Annotated in this window: 14 protein-coding genes and 1 pseudogene; 7 read left to right on the forward strand and 8 right to left on the reverse strand. The window is 67.9% G+C overall.

Going from position 1 to position 17,445, the window contains the following annotated elements:
- Positions 1–93: 93 nt before the first annotated feature.
- Complete coding sequence (locus tag GORHZ_RS01415; protein WP_006329615.1) at positions 94–1,506, forward strand: IS1380 family transposase; 1,413 nt, start codon at positions 94–96, stop codon at positions 1,504–1,506.
- A gap of 163 nt (positions 1,507–1,669) precedes the next feature.
- Here GORHZ_RS01415 and GORHZ_RS01420 read toward each other — a convergent pair whose 3' ends face one another.
- Positions 1,670–2,944 (reverse strand): SatS C-terminal domain-containing protein, encoded by a 1,275-nt coding sequence (locus tag GORHZ_RS01420; protein ID WP_040529706.1) that lies wholly within the window; start codon positions 2,942–2,944, stop codon positions 1,670–1,672.
- A gap of 203 nt (positions 2,945–3,147) precedes the next feature.
- On the opposite strand from GORHZ_RS01420, the gene upp reads away from it, so the two are divergent.
- The gene (gene upp, locus GORHZ_RS01425; RefSeq protein ID WP_006329633.1) at positions 3,148–3,771 is read left to right on the forward strand and encodes a uracil phosphoribosyltransferase; all 624 of its coding nucleotides are present in this window, start codon (positions 3,148–3,150) and stop codon (positions 3,769–3,771) included.
- Between the two features lie 349 nt (positions 3,772–4,120).
- On the opposite strand, the pseudogene GORHZ_RS01430 reads toward upp, so the two are convergent.
- From GORHZ_RS01430 to GORHZ_RS01450, 5 genes and pseudogenes are all read right to left on the reverse strand, one after another.
- A pseudogene (locus tag GORHZ_RS01430) lies at positions 4,121–5,363 on the reverse strand (HNH endonuclease signature motif containing protein).
- Between the two features lie 300 nt (positions 5,364–5,663).
- Entirely contained in the window at positions 5,664–6,275 is a 612-nt protein-coding gene (locus GORHZ_RS01435) for a DUF8020 domain-containing protein (RefSeq protein WP_040529677.1), read from the reverse strand.
- A gap of 125 nt (positions 6,276–6,400) precedes the next feature.
- A complete protein-coding gene (locus GORHZ_RS01440) occupies positions 6,401–7,192 on the reverse strand; it encodes an ABC transporter ATP-binding protein (protein WP_006329647.1) in 792 nt (263 codons plus the stop codon).
- A complete protein-coding gene (locus tag GORHZ_RS01445) occupies positions 7,192–8,814 on the reverse strand; it encodes a phospho-sugar mutase (RefSeq protein WP_006329649.1) in 1,623 nt (540 codons plus the stop codon). The genes GORHZ_RS01440 and GORHZ_RS01445 overlap by 1 nt, the downstream gene beginning before the upstream one ends.
- A 5-nt stretch (positions 8,815–8,819) precedes the next feature.
- Positions 8,820–9,623: a purine-nucleoside phosphorylase gene (locus GORHZ_RS01450; protein ID WP_040529679.1), complete on the reverse strand. Its 804-nt coding sequence runs from the start codon at positions 9,621–9,623 to the stop codon at positions 8,820–8,822.
- A gap of 36 nt (positions 9,624–9,659) precedes the next feature.
- On the opposite strand from GORHZ_RS01450, the gene GORHZ_RS01455 reads away from it, so the two are divergent.
- Positions 9,660–10,358 (forward strand): enoyl-CoA hydratase/isomerase family protein, encoded by a 699-nt coding sequence (locus tag GORHZ_RS01455; protein ID WP_006329652.1) that lies wholly within the window; start codon positions 9,660–9,662, stop codon positions 10,356–10,358.
- Positions 10,355–11,512 (forward strand): amidohydrolase, encoded by a 1,158-nt coding sequence (locus GORHZ_RS01460; RefSeq protein WP_040529682.1) that lies wholly within the window; start codon positions 10,355–10,357, stop codon positions 11,510–11,512. The genes GORHZ_RS01455 and GORHZ_RS01460 overlap by 4 nt, the downstream gene beginning before the upstream one ends.
- A 30-nt stretch (positions 11,513–11,542) precedes the next feature.
- Here the strand turns inward: GORHZ_RS01460 and GORHZ_RS01465 are convergent, their stop codons facing one another.
- A complete protein-coding gene (locus tag GORHZ_RS01465) occupies positions 11,543–12,025 on the reverse strand; it encodes a gamma-glutamylcyclotransferase family protein (RefSeq protein WP_006329654.1) in 483 nt (160 codons plus the stop codon).
- 131 nt (positions 12,026–12,156) lie between these two features.
- Here GORHZ_RS01465 and GORHZ_RS01470 point away from each other — a divergent pair, with 131 nt between their 5' ends.
- Positions 12,157–13,560, forward strand: coding sequence for an NAD(P)H-quinone dehydrogenase (locus GORHZ_RS01470; RefSeq protein ID WP_006329655.1), 1,404 nt, complete (start codon positions 12,157–12,159; stop codon positions 13,558–13,560).
- Between the two features lie 17 nt (positions 13,561–13,577).
- Here GORHZ_RS01470 and glpK read toward each other — a convergent pair whose 3' ends face one another.
- Entirely contained in the window at positions 13,578–15,086 is a 1,509-nt protein-coding gene (glpK, locus tag GORHZ_RS01475) for a glycerol kinase GlpK (RefSeq protein WP_040529685.1), read from the reverse strand.
- 54 nt (positions 15,087–15,140) lie between these two features.
- Between glpK and glpD the strand changes: the two genes are divergently transcribed.
- Both glpD and GORHZ_RS01485 read left to right on the forward strand, forming a co-directional pair.
- Complete coding sequence (gene glpD, locus GORHZ_RS01480; RefSeq protein WP_040529687.1) at positions 15,141–16,883, forward strand: glycerol-3-phosphate dehydrogenase; 1,743 nt, start codon at positions 15,141–15,143, stop codon at positions 16,881–16,883.
- Between the two features lie 109 nt (positions 16,884–16,992).
- Positions 16,993–17,415, forward strand: coding sequence for a pyridoxamine 5'-phosphate oxidase family protein (locus GORHZ_RS01485; RefSeq protein WP_006329660.1), 423 nt, complete (start codon positions 16,993–16,995; stop codon positions 17,413–17,415).
- The last annotated feature ends 30 nt before the right edge of the window (positions 17,416–17,445 follow it).

The raw sequence follows: 17,445 nt of genomic DNA on the forward strand, positions 1-17,445 counted from the left end.
ATTTCGGGTGTCGTGACGGAGAAAGTGCCCTCTGAGCTGGGATGATTGATGTTCTTCACGCATTAATCACACAGCCACAGAAGGGCACTTCCGGTGCGATTGTCGCATACGTTCGCTGCGTCGTCGGCGCAGTTCGATGAGGATTCACTCGTGTCGTATGCCGGCCTGGTGCCGGTGTTGGCCTTGGCGGGTGAGACCGGGTTGGATCGTCTGCTGGCCGAGAAGGTGAAGTTCACCTGCGAACGCATCAAGTCCGGGGCGGCCAATCCCGCGCCGAAACTGATGACGGTGATCGCCGGCATGTGCGCGGGCGCGGACAGTATCGATGACCTCAACATGCTGCGCGCCGGGGGCATGCCGATGCTCTTCGATCAACTGTATGCGCCATCAACCATGGGAACCCTGCTGCGGGAGTTCACCTTCGGTCACACCAAGCAACTCGAATCGGTGTTGACCAATCACCTGTCGTCGCTGGTGGGTCGGGTACCGCACCTGCTCGCCGGTGGCGAGCAACGGACCGTCATCGACATCGACTCGCTGTTGCGTCCGGTCTACGGACATGCCAAACAAGGTGCCTCCTACGGCCACACCAAGGTCGGCGGTAGACAGGTGCTGCGCAAAGGGTTGGCGCCGCTGGTCACCACGATCAGCACCGCTACCTCGGCGCCGGTGGTGGCCGGGATGCTGTTACGGGCCGGGAAAACCCCGTCGGGTCAGGGGGCGGCTCGGATGATCACCCGCTCCATCGCGGTGGCTCGCGCCGCCGGAGCCACCGGGCAGATTCTGGTGCGCGGCGATTCGGCGTATGGCACCGTGGAGGTGATGACCGCCTGCCTGCGTGCCGGTGTGCAGTTTTCTCTCGTGTTGGCCAAGAACTCGGCAGTGCAGAAGGCGATCGCCGCGATCGACGAGGATGCGTGGACCCCGGTCCGGTATCCCGGCGCGGTCCGCGACCCCGACACCGGCGAGTGGATCTCTGATGCCGAAGTCGCTGAAGTCACCTACACCGCCGGCGCATCCACCACTACCCCGGTCACCGCCCGACTGATCGTGCGCCGGGTCAAAGACGCCCGCAACGCCCCCGGTGACCCCGAACCGATGTTCCCGGTCTGGCGGTATCACCCGTTTCTGACCAACGCCACCTCGCCCGCACCCGAGGCCGACATCGACCACCGTCGCCACGCGATCGTCGAGAACGTGTTCGCCGACCTCATCGACGGACCCCTGGCCCACATGCCCTCGGGCTCGTTCGCCGCCAACTCCGCCTGGGCGCTGTGCGCGGCGATCGCCCACAACCTGTTGCGCGCCGCCGGAGTCCTGGCCGGCACCACCCACGCCGTGGCCCGCGGCGCCACGCTGCGCCGCACAATCGTGGCCGTCCCCGCCCGCATCACCCACCCCCAGCGCCGACCACGCCTGCGGCTTCCCACCCACTGGCCCTGGGACCAGCCCTGGATATTCCTGTGGCACTACACAATCGGCTACGGACCACCCCCAGCCGCTTAACCCGTCCACCGCCACATCAGGCCCGACCACAACCCTCACGTGAAAAAGCTGGGCAGACCAGCGACTCACCCGCGCCCACACCATAAATTTGCGATCACACACCTCAAATCCGCGATCACACGCACACGGAAAAGCTGATCGGTGGATTCAGGCTACGGCCGGCTCACGACTTCTTGACGAGCCGTTCCTCGAAGTCGTGCACCAATGCGCGCCAAGCCTCCGATTCGTTGTCGAACGGCGGGCTCGGTGCCATCCGCTTCGGGTCGGGGTTGGTGGCATAGTCGACGAACCAGCCCAGGGGAGTGGTCGATCCCAGTGCCTCGTTCACCGAGTCGTCGTCGGCGTAGTCGGCGGCGTCGGTGAGGAGTTCGACCGCCAGATCGAGCTGGTTGCGGTCCATCCGGCGCGGGCCGTCCGCGATGTCGTCGGCGAGTCCGGGCAGAACGTAGACGTTGTCGTCGAGGACGTCGAACTCCAGCGACCCGTCGGTCGCCGCCACCTGCACGTCGGAGAAGGTGGACAGATCGGCCAGATCGTGGTCGGTCGAATCGGCGAGGAAACGGCTGAGCGCGCGCGGTGAGGTGAAGACGAAGATCTTCCCACCCGATCCCAGGAACACCGGGTCATCGCCCAGATAGCAACGCAGCGACAGGTACTCGCCGTCGGCGGTGACGATACGGATGGGATCGATGCCGACATTCGCCCAGAAGTCGTCGTCGTCGATCTCGTCATCGAGGTCCTCGTCGTCGCCGGAGTCTTCCTCGTCCTCGTCCTCGTCGTCGCCTTCCTCCACGAGTTCGAGTTCCTCGTCGACGGGCTCGTCCTCGTCCTCGGCCGACGCGGCGGCTTCGAGCTCGGCCTCGGCGGTGGCCACGGCGGCCTTGTCGACGTCCGGGGTGGTGATCACGGCGTCGATCGCATCGATCACGTCGTCCCAGTGCTTGGCGATCAGGCGGCCGATCCGGACCCACAGATCCACGCCCTCGCGGCCGGTGAAGTTGCGGGTACCGGTGGTCACCGCACCCAGGATCGGATTGCCGTTGAAGAACTTGGTCACCACGGTGAGTTCGCAGACCTCGCCCAGGATGCGGACGATCTCGAGGGCGTCCTCGAGTTCGGCGATGACCTCGGGGGTCGGATCCTCGGCGGCGAGCTCCGGAACGCCGACGAGGTCGTAGGAGTGGCGGTCGTCGGGCACGAGCTCGTCGGCCTGCAGGCGCACGACGGTGTCCCAGGCGGGATGCTCCACCAGATCGTTCTCGTCGTCGTTGCGGACGAACGCTGCGAGCTCCGCGACGCCGGGGAACCCGTAGAGGTCCTCGTCGAGGCCGAGGAAAGCCTCCCACTCGTCGTCGCCCTCGCGCCAGCGCGGCGCCCAGAGGGTGAAGACGTTTCCGTCGGTGAGTCCGAGCTCGATGGGGACGATGTCTCCGGCCATGAGGTCACAGCGTAGCGATTCCACACGCGCACGCGGGTAGCGGCCCCGCGTCGTGTCGGTGAACGCCGCGAGGGGCGTCGCGAGGGGCTGTGCATTCCCGTCACCTGGGCGGACCATTCTCGGGACGTCGTGTTCGAGGATTGTCCGGGTCTGGTGTCCGCGACGCACCGCTGCCGGGTCTGGTTGCGCATTAGGGTTGTGCCATGAAGGTTCAGATCGTCGATCATCCGTTGGCCGCGGCCCGGTTGACCACCATGCGCGACAAGACCACCGACAATGCGAGGTTTCGCGCGGCGCTGTCCGATCTGACACAGATGCTCGTCTACGAGGCGCTCGCCGGTGCGCCGACCGCGCCGGTGCCGATCGAGACACCGCTGTCCGCCTTCGACGGCACCCGCCTGGCCAACCCGCCGCTGCTCGTGCCGGTGCTGCGGGCCGGGCTGGGCATGGTGGAGCAGGCGCATGCGATGGTGCCGGAGTCGCATGTCGGTTTCGTCGGGGTGGCGCGCGACGAGGACACCGCGCAGCCCGTGCCGTACCTCGCGTCGCTGCCCGACGATCTGACCGGCATTCCGGTGTTCGTTCTGGATCCCATGCTCGCCACCGGCGGTTCCATGCTGCACACCATCGACCTGCTCATCGCGCACAAGGCGACCGACATCACTGCGGTGTGCGTCGTGGCCGCGCCCGAGGGTGTCGCGGCGCTCGAGGCCTCCGGCCACCCGGTGCGTCTGGTGGTCGCGGCCATCGACGAGGGACTCAACGATGCCGCCTACATCGTGCCGGGCCTCGGTGACGCCGGGGACCGTCAGTTCGGGCCGCGCTGATCGTGCCATCCGCCGGTCCCTGACCGATACGAGGTCGACGACCTAGGTCCTCCGGGGATCGACGAACATTCCGCGGAACGCGACACCTGCTCCGTGACCGGGAGGGGTTCGTGTCGCCACCGGTGTGCCCGCCGGACCGAGATCCGGCGGGTACACGGGGGTGCGCCGCTGTTTCACACTGTGGAGTTTTCAAGGAACGTGCGTCCGGGGAGTTCCCGGGGTGGTCTGGGCTGGTCGGTTGTGGTCTGGGCTGGTCGGTTCAGGTCGTGCCGCTGGTCAGTTCTTCTCGGTCAGGCCGTGCTGCTGGTCGGTCGTGCCGTGGGTCAGGCCCCGGGATCAGGGCCTCGGGTCAGGCGGCGACGCCGTCGAGGTGCATGGCGCGCCTGTTGTAGGCCGGTATCGGGGTGCGGTTCGGGTCCTGCTCCACCGGTGGCAGCAGCCAGGGATGCCGGTCGGCGCCCATCACGATGTCCCAGCCGGAGGCGTGGATCTGGGCGTGACACGAGGTGCACAGTAGGCACCCGTTGTCCAGGTCGGTGGGACCCCCATCAGCCCAATGCTGCACGTGGTGGCACTGCGTATATCCTGCTGCCGCACCGCATTTGACACAGCACTGGTCGCGGACGATCAATGCTCTGCGTTGATGGTGGGTGAACAGGCGCTGCGGGTGTCCCATGTCCAAGGGCACCTTCTCGCCGTCGACGATGATCGCCGTGACGGTGGCATCACAGGACAGCGTTTTCGCCAGGGTCTGCGAGATCGGGCCCAGCCACTGCAACGCCGCCGCATCCGGGGTGTCGGCCGGGACGGTCAGATTCAACTGCGTTTTCGGGGCCGCCACCAGATCCGCGACACCCGAACTGGCGGCGCGTGCGGCCGCGTCCAGGATCATCTCCAACGCATCCGCACGGCGCTGCCCCGCGGATCGGGCATCCTCGGAGCCGTCGGGTTCGGGGCGTTTACCGGCCAGGGATTCGATCGCCGACACGAGTTTCTCCCCGATCACGATGTCCAGATTCGCCTGCACTTCCAACCGTCCGTCGTCGGTGGGCGTGGTGGTCCACTCGTTGATGGTGCGGTCCTCACCGGCCGGGACACCGCCGTGGTCGTCGGCGATCTGGTTGCCGATGCTGCGGGCGGTGTCGAGCACCTCGCGTGGGGTGGCCCCGGCAAACGCCTGGGCGATCAGGGCGAGCTGGTGTTCGATGCGCGACACCTCGCTCAACGGTTCCGGGGCGCGTTTCTCGATATGCCCCATCCCGCGGACCAGGGCGTCAACATGTTCCCCGGAGAACACTCCATCTCCGCTGTACGCGGCGACCCGTTCCAGGGTGGCCAGGGCGGCCGCGATCCGCAGCCACCGATCCGCCACCGTGGGTGCAGCACCCATCTCGATCAACAACGCCCGGGTTTTGCCGCCGGTCTGCCGGGCCACCCCCAACCGGTCCAGCGCCGGCGTGCACGGCGAGTTGATGGTCGACCACGTTCCGCAGCCCCATCAGGATCTTGGTGGTGTCGAAGACGTCGTGGCCGGTGGCGTCGGCGGTGATGGTCAGGTCACGGACGGTGGGGAGCAGTGTCTCGATCGGCATGCCCTAATGGTAGTCGAACACCTGTTCGAACACAATGGCCGCGACATAGTTATTTAACTGCGCTGCAATGGTTTTCGCCAACCGGAAGTCGGTTCGAACCCTCATCGTATCGTGAGGGTACGACACATCCTCGGCATCGGTGTCCCTGAGCTAAGAGCGTGATTGGAAACCTGGTCCCTGAGCCCGCGAGGAACGAGCGAGCGTCGCGAAGGGTCCGTACAGCGGCGGCCCAACGCGTCGACCCTCCGCTGGCGCTCCGGGTCTCCTATGGGACCAGTTTTCAAACACGCTCTAACAGCGCTACGGAGTGTTGATCCAGTTCAGGATCGCTTGTCCGGCTTGCGGGTCGCCGTTGTTGATCCCGATGACGGCACCGATCGCCGCACCGACACCGGCTCCCCCGGGGCAGCCGACGAGGAACACGCAGCCGATGATCAACCCGGCGATGGCGCCGATCGCGGTCGCGACACCGCCACCACGGTTCCACCCGTTGTTGATGTGCCATATCATCTGCTGGTACGCGCGGTCCTTCTTGGCCGACGCCGGGTGCATGCCTGCCGCGATCGCGGCCCGTGCCTGCGGGGTGAGAATCGGTGTCAGCGTCGCGGTCGTCCGATCCGCACTGACCGTCGTCCGCAGCGGAACCCGAACCCCGTTGAGGGGAATCGTCAGGTCGACGCGGTCGATGACATTCCCTTGACGGTCGAGCACGATCAGGGCGTTCGCGTCCGATGCCGTGGCGAAGGTCGCGTTCCGGAGTACCGAGATGATCGTCTTTCCGTCCGCTGATGCTTTGGTGAGCTGGCTGGGCACGCTGGAGATCGGTGCGCCGTTGGCAGTTCCGGCGGCGATCGTGAGAACCGACGCGGCGACGAGCGCGATGGTCACGAGGACGAGTCTTAAGAGTTTCATTGTGGACCCGATTCGAGTTGTGGACGATGCGGTTGAGGCCCCCTGGTAACCGTAGCGCCTCGACGATGCCCGAAACGGTATCGACGGTCGGATTGACACTTTTCGAGCGACGAGGGACGCGCGTTTCAGGCGGCCACCGCCGCCCAGCGCCCGTCTGCCCGGCGGACCACGACGTCGTGGTCGAAGCATCGGCTGATCGTCGACGACGTGAGTGCCACGTCGACCGGCCCGGCGGCGACGACACGGCCGTCGCGCAGCAGCATCGCATGGCTCGTGCTCGTGGGCAGATCCTCGAGGTGATGGGTCACCAGAACGCTCGCGAGATCGGGCACCTCAGAACGCGATTGGTCGATCCCGGTGAGCAGCTTCTCACGGGCCGCGAGGTCGAGTCCGGTCGCCGGCTCATCGAGGAGCAGGAGCGCCGGACGCGGCATCAGTGCCCGCGCGATCAGCGTGCGGCCGCGTTCGCCCTGACTCATCACCGGCCACAGCGATTCCCGGCGTGCCGTCATGCCGAGCAGTTCGAGCAGTTCGTCGGCATGACGGTGCTCGGCCTCGGTGTAGTGATGACGGCGGTCGAGTTCGGGGGTGTTGGTCAGGCCGGTGAGCACCACCTCGTGGGCGGTGAGCGGGATGTCGATACGCCACCGCGGATCCACATGCCCGATGTGTGTGCGCAACTCGCGCATGTCCACCCGACCGAGGCGTTTGCCCAGCACGTCGACTGTGCCGGTGGTGGGGTGCCCACGCGCGCCGAGGATGGCCATCAGGGTGGACTTGCCGGCGCCGTTGGGGCCCAGCAGCGCCCAGTGCTCACCAGCAGCGACCTGTAGGTTCACCTCGTGCAGCAGGCGGCGGCCGGAGCGGACGACGTCGATCGACACGGCGGCGAGCAGGGCGGGTGGACGGTGTCCCATCACCGGCTCCGGTCCGGCAGCGCGGCGGCGATGTCGGCGGCCAGTGTGCGCAGGCGGGTGGTGGTCTCCTCGACATCGGGCCGCCCGGGCGGAGCGACGACCTCGATGTAGTACTTCAGCTTCGGTTCGGTACCCGACGGACGTGCGATGACCCGCACAGTGGTGCCGTCGGCGCAGGCACCGGTCAGCCGGACCGCATCGGTGCGCAGCTCGTCGGTGCGGGTGGCGTAGTCGTGCGCCCCGACGGCGACGCCGGCCAGACGCGTCGGCGGGGCCCGGCGCAGACCCGCCATCAGATCGGTGATCTCGTCGAGGTCGGTGACCCGGATGGAACGCCCCGCGGTGACATGCACGCCGTGGGCCACGGCGAGGTCGTCGAGCGCCGCGGACAGATCGGAATCCATGGCGACCCGGTGCCGGGTCAGCATCGCGGCCACCACGGCCGCGCCGATTCCGTCCTTGTCGCGGACCGCGGCGGGGTCCACGCAGTGCCCGATCGCCTCCTCGTAGGCATACAGCAAGGGCTCACCCGCTCGCACCAGCCACTTGAAGCCGGTCAGCGTGGTGACGTGGCGTGCGCCGGCGGATGCGGCGACGGCGGCGAGCAGGGAACCCGACACGATCGTGCTGGCCACCACCGGGTTGGTCAGGGTCGTGGTCGCCAGCAGGTGGGCGCCGAGCAGCGCTCCGGTCTCGTCGCCGGTCAGCATGCGCCACCGGCCGTGCACCCGGGTGCCGATCGCGCAGCGGTCGGCGTCCGGGTCGAGGGCGATCGCGATGTCCGCATCGACGCGTTGCGCCAGTGCCAGCACCTGATCGGTCGCGCCCGGCTCCTCGGGATTCGGGAACGCGACGGTCGGGAAGTCGGGGTTGGGGGCGAACTGCCCGGCGACGACGTGGATGTCGTCGAAACAGGCGCGCCGCAGTGCCGACACAGCGATCCGGCCACCGACACCGTGGAGCGCGGTGAGCGCGATCCGCACCCGGGGGGTCGCCACGCGCCCGAACCGTTCGACGAGACGATCGAGATAGCGGGCCGTGTTGCGCACGCTGCGGTCATCCGGCGACACCGGCTGTCGCGCAACGGTGTTCGCGCCCGGTGCGGATTCGATCAGTCGTTCGATCTCGCGGTCGGCGGGTGGGATGATCTGCGCGCCCCCGTCGACGTAGACTTTGTAGCCGTTGTCGGCGGGAGGATTGTGGGAGGCGGTGACGGCCACCGCCGCCATCGCGCCGGTGTCCCGGCAGGCGAACGCGACGAGCGGCGTCGGGGTGGTTCCTGCCAAGACGATGACGTCGAACCCTTGCGCGGCAAGGACTTCCGCAGTGGCCTTGGCGAATGCCCGCGAGCCGTGACGGGCGTCGCGGCCCACCACGACGCGCGCGCCGCGATGTCCGTGATCGATCAGCCACTGCCCGAGTGCCCAGGTGGCGCGGGTGACGACCGCGACGTTCATCCCGTTCGGGCCGGCGCGGACCGGCCCGCGCAACCCGGCGGTCCCGAAATGTAGGTTCTCGGCGAACCTTTCGGCGAGCTGGTCGGGACTCAGGGCGGACAGTTCGGAGCGGGTCGCGGGGTCCGGGTCGTCGGCGATCCAGTCCCGGGGGTCGATGACGGGCATCGTCGTCAGAGTTCGGCGAGGATCGAGGCCAGCAACTCTCCCATGCGGGCGGCCGACGCCCGCCCGACCTCGAGGACCTCGGTGTGGCTGAGCGGTTCCCCGGTCATCCCGGCGGCGAGGTTCGTCACCAGTGACATCGCGAGGACATTCATCCCGGCCGCGCGTGCCGCGATGGTCTCGTGCACGGTCGACATGCCGACGAGGTCGGCGCCGAGGATGCGCAGCATCCGGATCTCGGCGGGTGTCTCGTAATGCGGCCCCGGCAATCCCGCATACACGCCCTCGGCCAGAGACGGGTCCGTGTCGCGGGCGATCTCGCGCAGCCGCGGCGAGTACGCGTCGACGAGGTCGACGAACTGTGCGCCGGCCAGCGGGGACCGCGCGGTGAGGTTGAGGTGGTCGGCGATGAGTACCGGCTGGCCGACCGTCATGTCGTCGCGGAGCCCGCCGGCAGCGTTGGTCAGGACGACGGTGTGCGCGCCGGCGGCGGCCGCGGTGCGCACCGGGTGGACGACCCGCGCGAGGTGATGGCCCTCGTAGGCGTGGATGCGGCCGAGCATGATCAGGACACGACGGTCGCCGATGTGGACCGAGCGCACGATGCCTCCATGGCCCGACGCACTCGGAGGGCTGAAGCCGGGGATCGAGGCCATCTGCAGGGTTGCGATCGGGGTCCCGAACGCGTCCGCGGCCGGGGCCCACCCGGAGCCGAGTACCACGGCGACGTCGTGGGCGGCGCAATCGGTCTCGGCGGCGATGGTCGCCGCGGCCGCGATGGCCGCGGCGTCGGCGTCGGCGGTGGGATCCATGGGCCCAACCCTAGTGCCAGGCGATAAGGTCGCTGCATGCCGTTTCTCACTTCCACCGGTGATGTGCACGAGCTCTACCTCGGCACGGAGGGCGCCGAACTCGACGAGGCCAACCCGGACAACCGCTTCCGGCTCGAGTGGCTGCAATCCGTCGACAGCCTGTTGGAGCAGGTGGCGGCCGAGACGGTCAAACCCCTGGTGATCACCGCCACCGGCAAGTTCTTCTCCAACGGCCTCGACACCGACTACATCGCCGCGAACGCCAGTGGACTGCCGAGATACCTCGACCGGGTCCATGAGCTCTACATCAAGCTCCTCACCCTGCCGGTGCCGACGGTGGCCGCGATCAACGGGCACGCCTTCGGGGCCGGCGCGATGCTGGCCCAGTGCGTCGACGTGCGGTTGATGCGCGCCGACCGCGGGTTCTGGTCGCTGCCCGAGGCGGCGCTCGGCATGCCGTTCACCCGCGGCATGGCCACCCTGTTGCGTACGCGTCTGCCCGACGCCGCCGCGACCGAGGCGATGCTGACCTCGCGCCGCTACGGCGCCGACGACGCGGCCGCGGCCGGCATCCTCGAGGAGGCCCTGGAGGCGGATCGACTCCTCGACCGCGCGCGGGAAGTGGCCGCCGAACGGGCACCACTCGCGGGACCCAACCTGGGCCAGATCAAGGTCGGGCTGCGCCGCCCCCTCATCGCCGATCTCGAGACCCCGACCCCGGCAAACCTGTTGTGAGCAGCATTATCGACACCTGGTGGGCGTCTCACGGCTCGGAGGTCGTGGGATGGCGTCGAAAGATCCATGCTCACCCGGAGTTGTCGCGCCAAGAGGTCAACACGACAGAACTCGTGATGGCGCAACTGACCGAGGCCGGACTGTATCCCCGGCGTCTGCCGCTCGGTACGGGTGTGGTGTGCGATCTCGGTCCGACCGGTCGGCCGCGGATCGCGCTGCGTGCCGACATGGACGCGCTGCCCATCACCGAGCACACTGGTCTGCTCTACAGCTCGACGGTCGAGGGCGTATCCCACGCCTGCGGCCATGACGCCCACACCGCGATCCTGATTGGCGTGGCCCGACTGCTCGCCGGCGTCGACGAACTGCCCGTCGGGGTCCGGCTGATCTTCCAGCCGGCCGAGGAGGTCATGCCGGGCGGTGCCCTCGACGCGGTCGCGGCCGGCGTGATGAACGGCGTCAGCAGGATCTTCGCCCTGCACTGCGACCCGAAACTGCCGGTCGGCTCGGTCGGCCTGCGCGCCGGTCCGCTGACGTCGGCCGCCGATCACATCGACCTGCAGCTGCACTCGGCCGGCGGACACACATCGCGTCCACATCTGACCGGGGATCTCGTCTACGCAATGGGCACCGTCATCACCGGGCTGCCCGGCATCCTGTCGCGGCGGGTGGACCCGCGCTCGGGGACGATCATGGTGTGGGGCGCCGCACACGCCGGCAGCGCCGCCAACGCGATCCCTCAGGAAGGGCGGCTGCTGGGCACGGTGCGGACCGGTGACCACGGGAGCTGGGCCGAACTCGAACCGCTCGTGCGCAGCATGATCGGTGAACTGCTGGCCCCGCTCGGCGTGCGCTACGACCTGTCCTACTTTCGCGGTGTCCCCCCGGTCGTCAACGACGACCAGGCGATCTCGATGATGCGCGCCGCCGTCGCCGCGATCGGCCCGAGCGCCGTCGCCGACACCCCGCAGTCACCCGGCGGCGAGGACTTCTCCTGGTACCTCGAACACGTGCCGGGAGCCATGGGCCGACTGGGGGTCTGGGACGGGATCGGACCGCAGGTCGACCTGCATCAGCCGAACTTCGTGCTCGACGAGCGCTCCCTCGAGATCGGCGTGCGCACCCTCGCCGGCATCGTGCTCAACGGCATCTGAGCACCGGCATCAGAGCACCCGGGTCGCGTACTAGGCCTCGCCGGGACCCGGGCCGGGACCGACGTTGCGCGATTCGCGCAGACGCAGGTCCTGGACGTAGTCCGACGGTGCTCCGGCGATCTCCGCGGCCTCGGCCATGACACCGAGGTAGCGGGCCGAGGGGAGACCGCCTTCGTAGGCATCGAGCACATAGAGCCAGGCCAACACCGGCCCGTCGGCCGTCTCGACCCGGGCGCGGACCTTGACGTGGATCCCGAGTTCGGAACCCTCCCACCGGTCGAGGTTCTCCTCGTCCTCGGTCGGCACGTCGTAGAGCACGACGAACACCTTGGCGTCGGGATCGTCGCGATCCTCGGTGACCGTCGCGAGTGAACCCTCCCAGCCGATGTCGCCGCCGCCGAAGGTCAGGCGCCATCCGCGCAACCACCCGGTCCCCGCCATCGGGGAGTGCGGCGCACGTTCGGCCATCTGCTCGGGATGCATGTTGGAACCGTAGGCGGCGTATATCGGCACGGGCGAAAGCCTAGATGCTCGGCGCGCAGGGCGAAAGCGGGACACCGACGTCGGTGCATCCGACCACAGGCCGGGAGACTAGGTTGTAGGGCGAGAGATGCCCGTGGCCGCAGGTGACGAAGGGACTGACAGTGACCAAGATCGTGATCATCGGCGGCGGACCCGCAGGATATGAGGCGGCCCTGGTTGCCGCGGCCTACGGCGCCGACATCACGCTGATCGATTCCGACGGCATCGGCGGTGCCTGCGTGTTGTGGGACTGCGTGCCGTCCAAGTCCTTCATCGCGTCGACAGGGGTACGCACCGATGTCCGTCGCGCGGTCGATCTCGGCATCAACCTCCGCAGCGACGACGCGATGGTCACGCTGCCGCAGATCCACCAGCGGGTCCGGGATCTGGCCTTCGCCCAGTCCGCCGACATCCGGTCCCGGTTGATCAGCGAGGGGGTGACCCTGGTGTCCGGCACGGCCACACTCGACGCCCGTCAGGTCGGCGTCGGCACGCACGGGGTGAACGCCACGCTGGCCGACGGCTCCACACAGCGCTACGACGGCGACGTCGTCCTCATCGCCACGGGCGCGACACCACGTATCCTGCCCGACGCTCAACCCGACGGCGAACGCATCCTCACCTGGCGCGACCTCTACGACCTCGATGAACTCCCCGAACACCTCATTGTCGTCGGCTCCGGCGTCACCGGTGCCGAGTTCGTGCACGCCTACACCGAGCTCGGCGTCAGGGTGACACTGGTGTCCAGTCGTGATCGCGTGCTGCCCCACGAGGACGAGGATGCCGCCCTCGTGCTGGAGGACGCGCTGGCCGAACGCGGTGTCGAACTGATCAAACACGCCCGGGCCGACAAGGTGGAGCGGCACGGGGATTCGGTGACCGCGCATCTCGCCGACGGTCGCACGGTGACCGGATCGCATGTGCTGATGACGGTGGGTTCGGTCCCCAACACACCCGACCTCGGACTCGAACAGGCCGGGGTCGAGGTCGACCGGGGCGGGTACATCACCGTCGACCGCGTCTCGCGGACGTCGGTGCCGGGGATCTACGCGGCCGGCGACTGTACCGGACTGCTGCCACTCGCCTCGGTCGCCGCCATGCAGGGACGGATCGCGATGTACCACTCCCTGGGCGAGGGCGTCACCCCGCTCAAGTTGAAAACCGTTGCGTCGGCGATCTTCACCCGGCCTGAGATCGCCACCGTGGGTGTGTCGCAGCGGGCGATCGACGCGGGTGAATACCCGGCGCGGACGGTCATGCTGCCGTTGGCGACGAATCCGCGCGCCAAGATGAGCGGGCTACGCCGCGGTTTCGTCAAGATCTTCTGTCGCCCCGCGACCGGTGTCGTCATCGGCGGGGTGGTCGTGGCGCCGACCGCCTCGGAGCTGATCCTCCCGATCGCCCTGGCGGTGCAGAACAAGCTGACGGTGTCCGACCTTGCCGCGACGTTCTCGGTCTACCCGTCACTGTCCGGATCGGTCACCGAGGCGGCGCGTCAGCTGGTCCGCCACGACGACCTGGACTGACCGCCGGTGGTCGCGGGTCAGGCCAGGTCGAGGCTGTGGTCGACCGCCCGCGTCCACCCGGCGTAGAGTCCCGCACGCTTCTCGGCCGACATGTGCGGCGTCCAGCGCTTGTCCTCGGCCCAGTTCGCACGGATCTCGTCCTCGGACTCCCAGTAGCCGACGGCGAGGCCGGCCGCGTACGCCGCACCGAGGGCCGTGGTCTCGCTGACGACCGGGCGCACCACCGGGACGTCGAGGACGTCGGCCTGGAACTGCATGAGCAACTCGTTGACGACCATGCCGCCGTCGACCTTCAGCGTCGACAGCGCGACACCGGAATCGGCCTGCATCGCCTCGATGACCTCGCGGGTCTGGAATGCGGTCGCCTCCAGGGCGGCCCGCGCCAGGTGTCCCTTGTTGACGAAGCGGGTCAGACCGACGATGACGCCGCGGGCATCCGGCCGCCAGCGCGGGGCGAACAACCCCGAGAACGCCGGCACGAAGTACGCTCCGCCGTTGTCCTCCACCGTCTTCGCCAGGGCCTCGACCTCGGCCGTATGCGTGAAGAGTCCCAGGTTGTCGCGCAGCCAGTGGATCAACGACCCGGTCACCGCGATCGAGCCCTCCAGTGCATAGCGTGCGGGTTGCTCGCCGATGCGGTAGCAGACGGTGGTCAACAGGCCGTGATCGCTGAACACCGGCGACGTTCCGGTGTTGAGCAGCAGGAAGTTGCCTGTGCCGTACGTGTTCTTGGCCTCGCCGGGATCCAGGCAGGCCTGACCGAAGGTGGCCGCCTGTTGATCGCCCAGGATGCCGCCGAGCGGCACCCCGGGCAACGAGCCGTGTTCGCGCAGCCGTCCGTAGATCTCCGACGAACTGCGGATCTGCGGCAACAACGCGGTCGGGACACCCATCTCGGCGCAGATCTCCTCGTCCCACTCCAGGGTGCGCAGATCCATCAGCATCGTGCGGGACGCGTTGGTGACGTCGGTGACGTGCAGGCCGCCGTCGCGGCCGCCGGTCATATTCCACACCAGCCAGGAATCCATTGTGCCGAAACAGAGTTCACCGGCCTCGGCGCGTCGTCGGGCGCCGTCGACGTGATCGAGCAGCCAGCGGACCTTGGGCCCGGCGAAATAGGTCGACAGCGGCAGACCGGTCCGGTCCCGGTAACGGTCGGTGCCCGCGGAGCCGGCGAGTTCGGCACATAGGTCATTGGTCCGGGTGTCCTGCCAGACGATCGCGGGATGGATCGGCTCTCCCGTCTCACGATCCCAGATGAGAGTTGTCTCACGTTGGTTGGTGATTCCGCAGGCGGCGATGTCGTTGTGGGTCAGATCCGCGGAGGCCAGCGCGGCCGCCACCACACGCCGCGTGTTGCGCCAGATCTCGGCGGCGTCGTGTTCCACCCAGCCTGCCTGCGGAAACAGTTGCCGATGCTCGAGTTGCTCGGAGCTGCGGACCCGTCCCCGGCGGTCGAAGATCATCGCCCGTGTCGACGTGGTGCCCTGGTCGATGGCTGCGACGTATGTGTTTGCGCTACCCACGCCGCCCAGTGTCGCACGCGGTGGGGTCGGAGAAGATCAATTAGGCTGACAGGCATGAACACCGAGTTCAACCCGGACCGCCCGGCGGACATGGGCCCGCTCTACCGGGCCGAGTCGTGGCGGCGGTTGGGGAGTGAACAATTCGACATCGTCGTGATCGGTGGCGGCGTCGTCGGTGTCGGTGCCGCGCTCGATGCGGCGACCCGGGGACTGCGGGTGGCACTGGTCGAGGCCCGCGACATCGCCTCGGGTACCTCGAGCCGGTCGTCGAAGATGTTCCACGGTGGACTCCGGTATCTCGAGCAGCTCGAATTCGGGCTGGTGCGTGAGGCGTTGCGAGAGCGGGAACTGTCGCTGCGGCTGCTCGCCCCGCACCTCGTCAAACCCCTGCCCTTCCTGTATCCGTTGACCAAGAGAGTCTGGGAGCGTCCGTATGTGGCCGCCGGACTGTTTCTCTACGACCGCATGGGTGGCGCGAAATCCGTTCCGGGGCAACATCATGTCACCAGGTCGGGGGCGTTGCGGGTGGCGCCGGCGCTCAAACGGAACTCGCTGATCGGCGGGATCCGCTACCACGACACCGTCGTCGACGACGCCCGACACAGCCTCACCGTCGCCCGGACCGCTGCGAATTACGGTGCGGTGATCCGGACCTCGACACAGGTGGTGGGCTTCATCAAGGAGTCCGACCGCGTCCTCGGTGTGCGCGTGCGCGATTCGGAGAACGGCGAGACCGCCGAGGTGCGCGCCCACTGCGTGATCAACGCCGCCGGGGTCTGGACTGACGAGGTACAGGCGTTGTCGAAACAGCGGGGACACTTCCGGGTTCGGGCGTCGAAGGGTGTCCACATCGTGGTGCCCCGCGACCGTATCGTCAGCGAGACCGCGATCATCCTGCGCACCGCCAATTCGGTGCTGTTCGTGATCCCCTGGGAGACACACTGGATCATCGGCACGACCGACACCGACTGGAATCTCGACCTCGCCCACCCGGCGGCCACCCGCGCCGACATCGACTACATCCTGGAACGCGTCAACGAGGTCCTGGTGACCAAGCTGACCCACGACGACATCGAGGGCGTCTATGCGGGGCTGCGGCCACTGCTCGCCGGTGAGGACGACGAGACCTCGAAACTGTCCCGTGAACACGCGGTGGCAACCGTCGCGCCGGGCCTGGTGTCGATCGCGGGCGGGAAGTACACGACCTACCGGGTGATGGCCGCCGACGCCGTGGACGCCTGCACCGACTTCATCCCGACCCGGGTGGCGTCCTCGATCACCGAACGAGTACCGCTCCTCGGTGCGGACGGCTACTTCGCCCTCATCAACCAGTGCGAGCATCTCGGCCAGCGATACGGGTTGCACCCGTACCGGATTCGGCGTCTTCTCAATCGATACGGTTCGCTGATCGGCGACGTGCTCTACTACGCGGAGGCTGACCCGTCGCTGCTGCGACCGTTGGCCGCGGCCCCGCAATACCTGCGTGTCGAGGTGGTCTATGCCGCAATCGACGAGGCCGCACTGCATCTCGAGGACGTCCTCGCGCGGCGGACCCGCATCGCCATCGAGTATCCGCATCGGGGTGTCGACTGTGCGGGCGAGGTCGCCGACCTGTTGGCCCCTATCCTGAACTGGACCGATGAACAGACGGCCTTCGAGGTGGCGACCTACATCGCACGCGTCGAGGCCGAGATCGCCTCGCAACAGCAACCCGATGACGACTCGGCCGATGCGCTACGCGCCGCGGCGCCCGAGGCGCGGCCGGAGATACTCGAACCCGTGCCGGTACCGGACTGATCATGCGCCAACGTGAATTGACGATGGTAGATCGTGTAAGCCGGGACCTTGGGCTCTTGTGGTCCTAACCTCGTCAGAAGAAGAATGATAATCGGCAGAAGGACGGATCATGGTCGACAACGTGGTGCAGGAACTCACCAGCGATGAGTCCTGGAAACTTCTCGCAACCGTCGAACTCGGGCGAATCGCCCTGAGCGTCGGCGGACAGCCAGATGTGTTTCCGGTCAACTACTACGCCGGCGACGGAAAGGTCCTCTTCCGTACGGGGGAGGGCACGAAGCTCTCCGAACTCGCGGTCAACGAACGAGTGGCCTTCGAGGCCGACGAGCACACCGACGCGGGCGGGTGGAGCGTCGTGGTGAAGGGGTCTGCGCGCGTGTTGGTTTCGACTGGTGAGATCGCCGCCGCCGACGAGTTGCCCTTACGACCGTGGATTCCCACGATCAAGTACAACTACGTCGAGATCTCGGTTGACGAGATCACCGGACGGCGTTTCCAGTTCGGCCCAGAGCCGGAACGGTACCCGGTCTGATCGGGGGCGGGTATCGCATCGGTGCCCTGC

This window comes from Gordonia rhizosphera NBRC 16068 (assembly GCF_000298195.1).
Lineage (GTDB): Bacteria > Actinomycetota > Actinomycetes > Mycobacteriales > Mycobacteriaceae > Gordonia > Gordonia rhizosphera.